Annotated in this window: 8 protein-coding genes and 2 tRNA genes; 8 read left to right on the top strand and 2 right to left on the bottom strand. The window is 69.9% G+C overall.

Annotated elements, in window-relative coordinates; translation table 11 throughout:
- Positions 1-38: 38 nt before the first annotated feature.
- Positions 39-209 (bottom strand): DUF5679 domain-containing protein, encoded by a 171-nt coding sequence (locus AB0C20_RS32345; RefSeq protein WP_167457767.1) that lies wholly within the window; start codon positions 207-209, stop codon positions 39-41.
- Between the two features lie 513 nt (positions 210-722).
- On the opposite strand from AB0C20_RS32345, the gene AB0C20_RS32340 reads away from it, so the two are divergent.
- Together AB0C20_RS32340 and AB0C20_RS32335 are read left to right on the top strand one after the other, a co-directional pair.
- The gene (locus AB0C20_RS32340; protein ID WP_357187980.1) at positions 723-1,256 is read left to right on the top strand and encodes a M48 family metallopeptidase; all 534 of its coding nucleotides are present in this window, start codon (positions 723-725) and stop codon (positions 1,254-1,256) included.
- 191 nt (positions 1,257-1,447) lie between these two features.
- Positions 1,448-2,056, top strand: a complete 609-nt coding sequence (locus AB0C20_RS32335; RefSeq protein WP_357187979.1) for a hypothetical protein — start codon at positions 1,448-1,450, stop codon at positions 2,054-2,056.
- An 82-nt stretch (positions 2,057-2,138) separates the two neighbouring features.
- Here the strand turns inward: AB0C20_RS32335 and AB0C20_RS32330 are convergent, their stop codons facing one another.
- Complete coding sequence (locus AB0C20_RS32330; RefSeq protein ID WP_357187977.1) at positions 2,139-3,446, bottom strand: zinc-dependent metalloprotease; 1,308 nt, start codon at positions 3,444-3,446, stop codon at positions 2,139-2,141.
- Between the two features lie 115 nt (positions 3,447-3,561).
- Between AB0C20_RS32330 and AB0C20_RS32325 the strand changes: the two genes are divergently transcribed.
- The 6 genes from AB0C20_RS32325 (at position 3,562) to AB0C20_RS32300 (ending at position 9,679) form a co-directional block, all read left to right on the top strand.
- Complete coding sequence (locus AB0C20_RS32325; protein WP_181518365.1) at positions 3,562-4,575, top strand: PDZ domain-containing protein; 1,014 nt, start codon at positions 3,562-3,564, stop codon at positions 4,573-4,575.
- Positions 4,576-4,671: 96 nt separating this feature from the next.
- A complete protein-coding gene (locus tag AB0C20_RS32320; protein ID WP_357187975.1) occupies positions 4,672-7,656 on the top strand; it encodes a UPF0182 family protein in 2,985 nt (994 codons plus the stop codon).
- A gap of 190 nt (positions 7,657-7,846) precedes the next feature.
- Positions 7,847-8,356 carry a SigE family RNA polymerase sigma factor gene (locus AB0C20_RS32315; RefSeq protein ID WP_357569413.1) on the top strand — a complete coding sequence of 170 codons (510 nt, stop codon included), beginning with the start codon at positions 7,847-7,849 and terminating at the stop codon, positions 8,354-8,356.
- A complete protein-coding gene (locus AB0C20_RS32310) occupies positions 8,346-9,284 on the top strand; it encodes a hypothetical protein (protein WP_357569412.1) in 939 nt (312 codons plus the stop codon). The genes AB0C20_RS32315 and AB0C20_RS32310 overlap by 11 nt, the downstream gene beginning before the upstream one ends.
- Positions 9,285-9,371: 87 nt before the next feature.
- Positions 9,372-9,445: transfer RNA gene (locus AB0C20_RS32305), tRNA-Met, on the top strand.
- A gap of 157 nt (positions 9,446-9,602) precedes the next feature.
- Positions 9,603-9,679 (top strand) — tRNA-Met (locus AB0C20_RS32300).
- The last annotated feature ends 35 nt before the right edge of the window (positions 9,680-9,714 follow it).

Raw genomic sequence — 9,714 nt, 5'->3', positions numbered from 1 at the left:
GGCCAGCCGGCCACCCCACCCCCGTTCACCCGTTCGGGTCAGACCTTGGCCTTGCCCAGGATGCGGTTCACTGTTGTGCCGCACACCGGACACTTGCCCTTGGCCATGTTCATTCCGGTCTTCGAGACCTCGACGTGCCCCTCGAAGTCCCGCTTCTCCTTGCACTTCACGCAGTAACCGTTGTAGGTCGTCTGGGCCTGGTCGGCCACGGTGCCCTCCTCGTCTCGTCCGCCGGTCAATGCCGTCCCGGCGGGGTGCCCGGCGGCGGGCCACACGGGGCGCCGGCGCTGGGTCTCACTCCGCGGCCACCTTCGTGACCGCTGGTCCGCGGACCCTACCCAGGTCTGGGCGGTTCCATGTCAGCTGTGCATCGACACTGTGAGCAAGTCGACGTCGAGAGTGTGCATGGCGAAATAGGTCGGATAAGTCAGTTTGGCGGGGACACGCCGACCAAACCCTGACAGCCACCCGTGCGAGTGCCCCCGCGGCGGCATCCGGGGCGGTGATCACCTACGGTGGAGACGTGCCGCGCACCGGCGTCATCGGCGTTCACCAAGGGTGACGAGATGGCGCGATGACGCTGCGGTCAAGAAATTTTCGGGACGCGTGGCGACCAATCACCATTTTCCGGGCGCGTGTCGTGCGGTTGACTCTTGCGGACCCCTGGTCAGTGGGCATTAGCTTGCCTTCGTGACACGTAGTCGAGGCTGCGCGGGCCAGTGATGGCGGGGACGCGCAAGCCGGTCGTCGAGGTGCGGCGCAGTCAGCGTCGACGACGCACGGTGTCTGCGTACCGTGACGGTGAGCGAGTGGTCGTCCTCATCCCCGACCAGTTCTCCCGTGCCGAGGAGAGCGAGTGGGTCGACCGGATGCTCGCCCGGCTCGCCGCCCGGGAGGGCCGCCTTGCCCGCTCCGACGACGAGCTGCTGGCTCGGGCCAATCGGCTCATCGACCTCTATCTCGCCGGATACGCCGCGAAGGCGGTGCCGGCCAGCGTCCGATGGGTCACCAACCAGAACGGTCGGTGGGGCTCCTGCACGCCGGCGGACCGCAGCATCCGAATCTCGCACCGCGTCCAGGAGATGCCCGAATGGGTGATCGACTACGTGTTGCTGCACGAGTTGGCGCACCTCATCGTGCCCAGCCACAACGCCCGGTTCTGGGCGTTGGTCGGTCGCTACCCCAAGGCGGAACGCGCCCGCGGCTACCTCGAAGGGGTCGCCGCTGCCTCCTCCTGCGCGCCGCTCCCCACCTGATCCACCCCCGCTCCGAGCCTCTGGACGCCGCGCGACGAGATCCACTCGCCTTCCTGAATACCGCGCTATCCGAGTCTCCCGGACACCGCGACTTCAATGGAACCGAGTCGATCATGTCGCTGAGCCCCGCGCCGGGTCGTGGGTCGGGCCGGGTGAGGTGGTTGGGTGGGGTGGGGCGCTAGGGTCGGGGGATGGCGCGACGGGTTGTGGTGGCGTTACTCGGGCCGGTGCACTGGTCGCCGCCCGGCGTCGACCTCGCGCAGTGGCGAGCGGCGCTCGCGGAAGACGTAATCGACCTGTTCGCCACGCTCAACGAGGTGGAGGTCGCTGTCGCGGTGACCCCGGCTGACCGGGCCCTGGCCGATGCGCTGGTGTGGCCCGGCACTTCGGTGTACGAGGTGGCCGAGCCGACGCCTAACGCCGTGTTCGCCGCGCTGGAGGGGTACGACCAGGCGGCAGTGCTGGTCAGTGACGTGCCTGACCTGCCCGCCCTGACCGTTGGCAAGCTGCTCCGCCCACTCACCAGTCGGCCGGTCGCCGTGGCGCCGGTCGAGGGCGGCGGCCCCGGTCTGCTCGGGGTCGCGGTACGACTGCCCGCGCCGGACTGGCTGCCGACGCTGGAACTGGACACGGCGACGCCGGCCGAGGCGCGCGCCAACGCCCCGCGCCCGGGTGACGTGGCGGTCACCACCGGCTGGCGGCGACTGCGCGGCCCGGCCGACCTGGCCACGCTGGACCCGGCCTTCGAGGGTTGGGAAGCGACCCGCGCCCTGCTCTCCGGGTCGAGCCGACCCACCTGAACCGTCGGCACCGCCGAACGCGCCGTGGGTACCCGCCGCCGATCTGCGGGCACCCACGGCGCAGGCCGTCGATGCGCGGACGTCAGGACTTGGTGTCGCCCTCGCCGTCGGTCTCGTCGGACGGGCCGGGCTGATCCGACTGGCCGGGGGCCTTCTCCTCCACCCCGCCGGGGGCGGAGAAGTCGAAGCTGTCCAGCTCGCTGAGGTCCATGTCGTTCATCGCGAAGGCGACCGGGTCGGCGAAGTCGTCGTCCGACGGGAGCAGGTCCGGGTGGCCCCAGACGGCGTCGCGGCCCTCGATGCCCCGGTGCTGGGTGAGCGCGGCCCAGAGCGCCGCGGCCTCGCGCAGTCGGCGGGGGCGCAGTTCCAGACCGACCAGCGCGGCGAAGGTCTGCTCGGCGGGACCGCCGGCGGCCCGGCGACGGCGGAACGCCTCGCCCAGCCGGACGACGTTGGGCAGCCGGTCGCTGGCGGCGCTGTCGACGACGTGGCACACCCAGCCCTCGACCAGGGCGAGCGCGGTCTCCAGGCGGGCCAGTGAGGCCTTCTGCGCCGGGGTGTCCTCCGGGGTGAAGATGCCCTCCAGGGCGATCGCCTGCATCGACTCGGGGTCGGTCGGGTCGACCCGGCCCATCGCCTCCTCGATCGCCTCCCGGTTGACCCGGATGCCCGAGGCGTACATCTCGACAGCGCTGAGTACATGCCCACGCAGCCACGGGACGTGCTGGAACAGCCGCTGGTGGGCGGCCTCGCGCAGCGCCACGTAGAGGCGGACCTCGTCCTCGGGCAGTTCCAGGCCCTCGCCGTACGCCCGGATGTTGGCGGGGATCAGCGCGGCAGTGCCGGCCGGGCCGAGCGGCAGCCCGATGTCGCCGGCGGAGAGCACCTCCGCGGCGAGCGAACCGAGGGCCTGGCCCAGCTGACCGCCGAACAGCGCGCCACCGAGGGAGGCCACCATCGACTGCATCGGGCCGAGCTGGGCGCGCGCCTCGGGTGGCACCAGGTCGCCCATCGCGCCGACCATCCGGCTGGCGACCGGGTCGCACAGCTTGCGCCACACGTCCAGTGTCTTGAAGATCCACTCGTTGCGGTTCCACGCAACGGGGTTCTGGATACCGGAGGGCCACGCCGAGGCGGGCTCCAACCACAGGTCGGCGAGGCGCAGCGCCTCCTCGACCGCGTTGCGCTCGTACATCGACACCGCCGGGTCACCGGCGGCCGCGAGCTGGCTGGCTGCTACCTGCCGGGCCAGGTCCCAGTTGACCGGCCCACTGCCCGGAGCGGAGAGCAGGTGCTGCAACTGCGACATGAACTGCTGCATCTGCGCGGGATCGTTGGGGTCTGGTGGCTGCCCACCCGGGAGCGCGAAACCGAACGGAATATCAGGCACGACATCTACGGTACGCGGACCGCGCCCCAGGTAGCCGCCGCTGGCGTTGCGCTGAGGGCGAAGTCGCGTGGCGCATCCGGCGGGTGACCCGCAGCCGGTCGGTACGCTCTGCGGCATGAGACGTCGTGGCCTGACGGTCCTGCTCGGTGCCCTGTTCACCGCCCTGCTGAGCATCGGGGTGCTCCGGGTACCGATTCCGTACGTGGTGCTGGGCCCGGGGCCGACTGTCAACACCCTCGGCACGACCGACGGTAAAGAGGTCATCCAGGTCTCCGGTCGGGAGACCTCGACCTCGGCCGGCCAGTTGCGGCTGACAACGGTGGGGGTGCAGCCCACTGTGCGGTTGCGAGGGGCGATAGCTGGTTGGTTCTCCGACGACGAGGCGGTGGTGCCGCGTGAGCTGGTCTACCCGCCGGGGGAGTCGACGGAGCAGGTCGAGCAGCGCAACGCCGAGGACTTCAAGGCGTCGCAGACCAGCGCGGAGACCGCCGCGCTGCGGGAGTTGGGCTTTCCGGTGCAGGTGGTGATCAAGACGGTGGCCGGGGACGGCCCGGCGGCCGGGGCGCTGAAGGCCGGCGATGTGATCACCTCGGTGGACGGCCAGCCGGTGCCGGTGGCCGCGAAGGTCACCGAGCTGGTCCGGGCCAAGCCGGCGGGCACGGCGTTGACCATCGGCTACACCCGTGACGGCGTGCCGGCCACCGCGACGGTAACCAGTCAGGAGCAGGACGGCCGACCGCGGATCGGTGTCGAGATCGATCAGCAGCAGCCCCACCCGTTCACGCTCGGCATCGACCTGGGGGACATCGGTGGGCCGAGCGCCGGGCTGATGTTCGCCCTGGGGATCGTGGACAAGTTGACCCCGGCCGACCTCACCGGCGGCCAGATCATCGCCGGTACCGGCACCATCGACGACGAGGGCGCCGTCGGCCCGATCGGCGGGATCGCCCAGAAGCTGGTCGGCGCCAAGCGCGCCGGGGCGAAGGTCTTCCTGGTGCCGGCGGACAACTGCGCCGAGGCGGTCCGCAATCCGCAGCCCGATCTGCCGCTGTTGCGGGTGGGCTCGTTGGACGAGGCGATGACCGCTCTGGAGACGTTGCGGGCGGGTGGTCAGCCGACGCGTTGCTGACCGGTGTGACCGTGCCCCGCCACGCTCAGGAACACCCCGTACTCTGGGTGCCTGGTCGGAGCCGATCATATCGAGCGTGCGGAGCCAACAGTGGTCATGCGTAGCAGCAGCCCCCTCCCGAGGATGAGCCGGCGCGGGCGCGTCACCATCGCGGTCCTGGTCGGGGTGTTCGTGCTCTTCACCCTGCTCGGCTGGGGTGTCCAGGCGTGGACCGACTGGCTCTGGTTCGACGAGGTTCGCTACACCGAGGTCTTCACCGGCGTCCTGCTCACCCGGCTGGTGCTCTTCCTCGCCATCGGCCTCGGCATGGCGCTGATCGTCGGCGGCAACCTCTGGCTGGCCTACCGGTTGCGCCCGCGACTGCGTCCGCACTCGGTGGAGCAGGCGACGCTGGAGCGCTACCGCATGGTGCTCAGCCCGCGTCTCGGCACCTGGATCTCGCTGACCGCCGCTGTGGTCGGGCTCTTCGCCGGTCTCTCCGCGCAGAACCGGTGGAACCAGTGGCTGCTGTTCCGCAACGGCGGTGACTTCGGCATCAAGGACCCGGAGTTCGGTGTCGACATCGGCTTCTACGTCTTCCAACTGCCGTTCTGGCGTTACCTGCTCGGGGTCGCCTTCACCGCTGTGGTGCTGGCCGTGATCGGCGCGCTGGCGGTGCACTACCTCTTCGGCGGGGTCCGCCTGCAGGGCGTCGGCGACCGGATGAGCAACGCGGCCCGCGCGCACCTGAGCACCCTGGTCGCGGTCTTCGTGCTGTTGAAGGCGATCGCGTACGTGTTGGACCGGCGGGCCATGCTGCTGGAGTACAACGAGGGCGCCAAGTTGTACGGTGCCGGCTACGCCGACGTCAACGCGTTGCTGCCGGCGAAGGAGATCCTCGCCTACATCTCGATCGTGGTCGCCATCGCGATCCTCGTGTTCTCCAACGCCTGGATGCGCAACCTGGTCTGGCCGGGGATCTCGCTGGCGCTGCTCGGCGTGTCCGCGGTGGCCATCGGCGGCATCTACCCCTGGGCGGTGCAGACCTTCGAGGTCAAGCCGAGCGCCAAGGACAAGGAAGCGCCGTACATCCAGCGCAGCATCGACGCGACGCGGGCGGCGTTCGGGTTGGGGGCCACCGAGACGACCCCGTACGCGGCGAACAACCTCACCCCACCGGGGAACCTGGCCACCGACACCTCTGTGGTGTCGAACGTGCGGCTGCTCGACCCGCAGTTGGTCAGCGAGACGTACACCCAGCTCCAGCAGGTGCGTGGCTTCTACGACTTCGGTCCGAAGCTGGACATCGACAGGTACGGGGTGAACGGCAAGGTCTCCGACTACGTGGTCGGCGTCCGGGAGATCAACTACGGCGAGCTGACCGACCAGCAGAACACCTGGATCAACAGGCACACCGTCTACACCCACGGGTACGGGCTGGTGGCCGCCCCGGCCAACCAGGTCGTCTGCGGTGGGCAGCCGTTCTTCGTCTCCGGCTTCCTCGGCGAGAAGACCCAGGAGGCGTGCTCCTCCCAGACCGAGCAGATCCCGGCCAAGCAGCCGCGCATCTACTACGGCGAGCGGATGGCGGCCGACGACTACGCCATCGTCGGGCAGTCCGACCCGAACAAGAAGGCCGAGTTCGACAGGCCGGTCGGTGAGGGCGGCGGCGAGTCCTACACCTACACCGGTGAGGGCGGCGTGGAGATCGGCTCCTTCACCCGGCGACTGCTGTACTCCATCAAGGAGCAGGAGTCGAACTTCCTGCTCTCCGAGGCGGTCAACAAGGACTCCAAGCTGCTCTACGTGCGTAACCCGCGCGACCGGGTGGAGAAGGTCGCGCCGTTCCTCACCCTGGACGGCGACCCGTACCCGGCGGTGGTCGACGGTCGGGTGCAGTGGATCGTGGACGGCTACACCACTGCGGCCTCCTACCCGTACGCGGAGAAGGTCAACCTGCAGACCGAGACCACCGACGAGTTGACCAACCGGGGCACCTTCCAGTTGGCCCGCGAAGACGTCAACTACATGCGCAACTCGGTGAAGGCCACGGTCGACGCGTACGACGGCACTGTGAAGCTCTACGAGTACGACGACACCGACCCGGTGCTCAAGGCGTGGAACAAGGCGTTCGGCGGCGACCTGGTGCTGCCGAAGGCGGAGATCCCGGTCGAGCTGAGCGAGCACCTGCGCTACCCGGCGGACATGTTCAAGGTGCAGCGCAACCTGCTCACCAAGTTCCACGTGACGAACCCGGGTGACTTCTACTCCGCACAGGACTTCTGGCAGGTGCCCAACGTGCCGGACGCCCCGGACAGCGGTCAGAAGCAGCCTCCGTACTACCTGTTCACCCAGTTCCCCGGACAGGAGAGCCCCCGGTTCCAGCTCACCTCGGCGGTCACCCCGAACGGCCGGCAGAACCTCGCCGCGCTGATCTCCGGGTCGTACGTCGACGGGCAGCCCCGGCTGGAGGTGCTGGAGTTGCCGGATCAGACCCGGATCTCCGGCCCGGTGCAGGTGCACCAGCAGATGACCAACAACGCGAACATCCGTCAGCAGCTCAACCTGCTCTCCAGCAACCAGGCGCAGGTGCAGTACGGCAACTTGCTCTCGTTGCCCTTCGCCGACGGGATGCTCTACGTCGAGCCGGTCTACGTGAAGAGCAACCAGCAGGACGCGTACCCGCTGTTGCAGAAGGTGCTGCTCTCGTACGGTGACGGCGGCTCCTTCGTGGCGCTCGCCGACAACATCAACGACGGCATCAAGCAGCTGGTCGAGCAGGGTAAGAAGGCCGGGCAGGGCACTTCGCCGCCGCCGACGACCGGGGGCAACCCGACGACGCCGACGCCGACTCCGACGCCTTCGGGGACGGCGGCGCCAACGCCGACCCCGAGCGCCGGCACGCCACCGCCGACCGGTGACCTGGCTGCCGCCGCCGACCGAGTGCAGACCGCGATCACCGAGGTCCGGGCCGCGCAGACGTCAGGCGACTTCGAGCGGTACGGGCGTGCGCTGAAGGCCCTCGACGAGGCGCTCACCGCGTTCCAGCAGGCGCAGCAGGCCGCTGGTGCGCCGGGTGCCAGCCCGAGTGCCGGAGGCTGACCCGCCACCGCCAGCAGTTTCTCCCCGAGCCCCCGTCGCTCGGACCGCATCAGGTCCGAACGGCGGGGGCTCGGCCGTTGTCTGATCTGTGCGTATCTGTCACGTCACCGACAGCACCCTCCGCGCCCGCAACCTGCGGCGCCGGTCCGCCGTCCTCAATGCAACGGGGTGGGGACGAGGGGGAACAGTCGTGCGGGACGCGCAGAGCTTCGATGACTTCTACCGCAGCACCGCCCGGCGGACGCTGCGGTACGGCTATGCGGTCGCTGGCGACCACAGTGAGGCGCAGGACCTGGTGCAGGAGGCGTACACCCGGGCCTGGCGGCAGTGGGGGCGACTGTCGTCGCATCCGGCGCCGGAGGCGTGGCTGCGGCTCGTGGTGGCCCGGCTGGCCACCGACCGCTGGCGGCGCCTGCACCGCTGGCGGGTGGTGCTGAGCCGTACCGGACCGCCGGCGGTCGCACCCCCGCCCAGCGAGGACGGGGTGCTCCTGGTCGGAGCGCTCCGGCAGTTGCCCGCCAAGCACCGGCAGGCGCTGGCCCTGCACTACCTCTTCGACATGTCCGTCGAGGAGATCGCCCGGGAGACGGACGCCCCGGTCGGCACCGTGAAGTCCTGGCTGTCCCGAGGTCGGTCCCGGCTGGCCGCGCTGCTGCCCGACCTCAGCGCAGTGGAGTTGGAGGCGAACGATGTCAGTTGAACTCTCTGACCTGTACCGGTCGCTCAGCACCGTCGCGGACGGGCACGAGCTGACCCATCCCGAGTCACTTCGGCGGTTCGCCGACCGGCGGGCCCGAGCCCGGGTAGCCGGTTCGACGCTCGCGGTGGCGCTTCTCGTGGGCGGGGTCGCCGTCGGTGGCCGACTGGCGTACCCGGCGGACGGCTCCGCACCGCTGCCACCGCCCGCCGACATCCCCGGCCCGCTGCCGACCGGGGCGACCGCGACCTCACGACCGTCACCGACGCCGACCCCGGCGTCGACACCGTCGTCCCCGCCGCCGTCGCGGACCAGCCCGAGCGGTACGCCGTCGCAGCCGGCCACCGGATCCGCGGCACCTCGGCCGCCCACCTCGATCCCGGACCGCGCCTTCTTCGTGCTGGCGGCCCCGAACCGGACCGGACTGGAATCCTCGGGGGAGGGTCCGGCACTGCCGACGCTGTGCGGGACGCCCCTGCCCAGCGACTCGGCAATGGTCCAACGCCGTGGTCGCTACCTGGCCTACAAGTTGGCGGAGACGCCGACGGGGCACGTGCCGGACGGCAGCTACCGGCACACCATCACCATCTACCGGGCAGGCCGCGCCGACGACGCGTTGCGGGAACTGCGGCAGGCCGTGCGCGGCTGCCCCGACCAGAAGCTGTCCGACGACAACAGGACGTGGCGACAGCGGCTGCTGGCCTCGGGGACGTACGGGGACGGGTCGGTGCTGTTCGAGATGCGGGCGCCGATGCCGGACGGGATGGGCGAGCCGGGTACGGAGGAGGTTCGGCTGATCCGGGCGGTCCGGGTCGGCGATGTGGTGACGGTGCTCTGGGAGCAGGGTTGGGAGCACACGGCGGTCGTTCGGTCCCAGGTCGATGCTGACAGTCGACGGGCGGTCGCGGCGATCGAGAACTGGCTCGACTGACTACGACCAGGTCAGAGCTGTCCGTGTCGGTGGTATCGGAGTCGCTTTGCGGTGTCCCGGGTCGGTGCGCTACGGTTAGCGAGCCGACGCGGGGTGGAGCAGCTCGGTAGCTCGCTGGGCTCATAACCCAGAGGTCGCAGGTTCAAATCCTGTCCCCGCTACGAGAGAAACACCAGTTCGAAGCCCGTCTCCGGTTCGCCGGAGGCGGGCTTTCGACATTCCGGGGTGCCGGCCACGACGTTGCGGGGTGCCGGCCACAGCGGATGGCGACCCCACTGATCATCGCCCGGAACGGGTGAGTTAGTCTTAACCAGTCGACGCGGGGTGGAGCAGCTCGGTAGCTCGCTGGGCTCATAACCCAGAGGTCGCAGGTTCAAATCCTGTCCCCGCTACCACTGAAAGTGATATGAGTCCGGCCCCCACACTGTGG

The sequence above is a fragment of the Micromonospora sp. NPDC048843 genome (assembly GCF_040649965.1).
GTDB classification, from domain to species: domain Bacteria; phylum Actinomycetota; class Actinomycetes; order Mycobacteriales; family Micromonosporaceae; genus Micromonospora; species Micromonospora hortensis.
This window is presented reverse-complemented; position numbering and strand designations above follow the sequence as displayed.

What these genes read in the sequence shown, in the direction of transcription:
- AB0C20_RS32325 (WP_181518365.1), top strand. Translation starts at nt 3,562, where the DNA reads ATGAGACGTCGTGGCCTGACGGTCCTGCTCGGTGCCCTGTTCACCGCC.
- AB0C20_RS32340 (WP_357187980.1), top strand. Translation starts at nt 723, where the DNA reads ATGGCGGGGACGCGCAAGCCGGTCGTCGAGGTGCGGCGCAGTCAGCGT.
- AB0C20_RS32335 (WP_357187979.1), top strand. Translation starts at nt 1,448, where the DNA reads ATGGCGCGACGGGTTGTGGTGGCGTTACTCGGGCCGGTGCACTGGTCG.
- AB0C20_RS32320 (WP_357187975.1), top strand. Translation starts at nt 4,672, where the DNA reads ATGCGTAGCAGCAGCCCCCTCCCGAGGATGAGCCGGCGCGGGCGCGTC.
- AB0C20_RS32310 (WP_357569412.1), top strand. Translation starts at nt 8,346, where the DNA reads ATGTCAGTTGAACTCTCTGACCTGTACCGGTCGCTCAGCACCGTCGCG.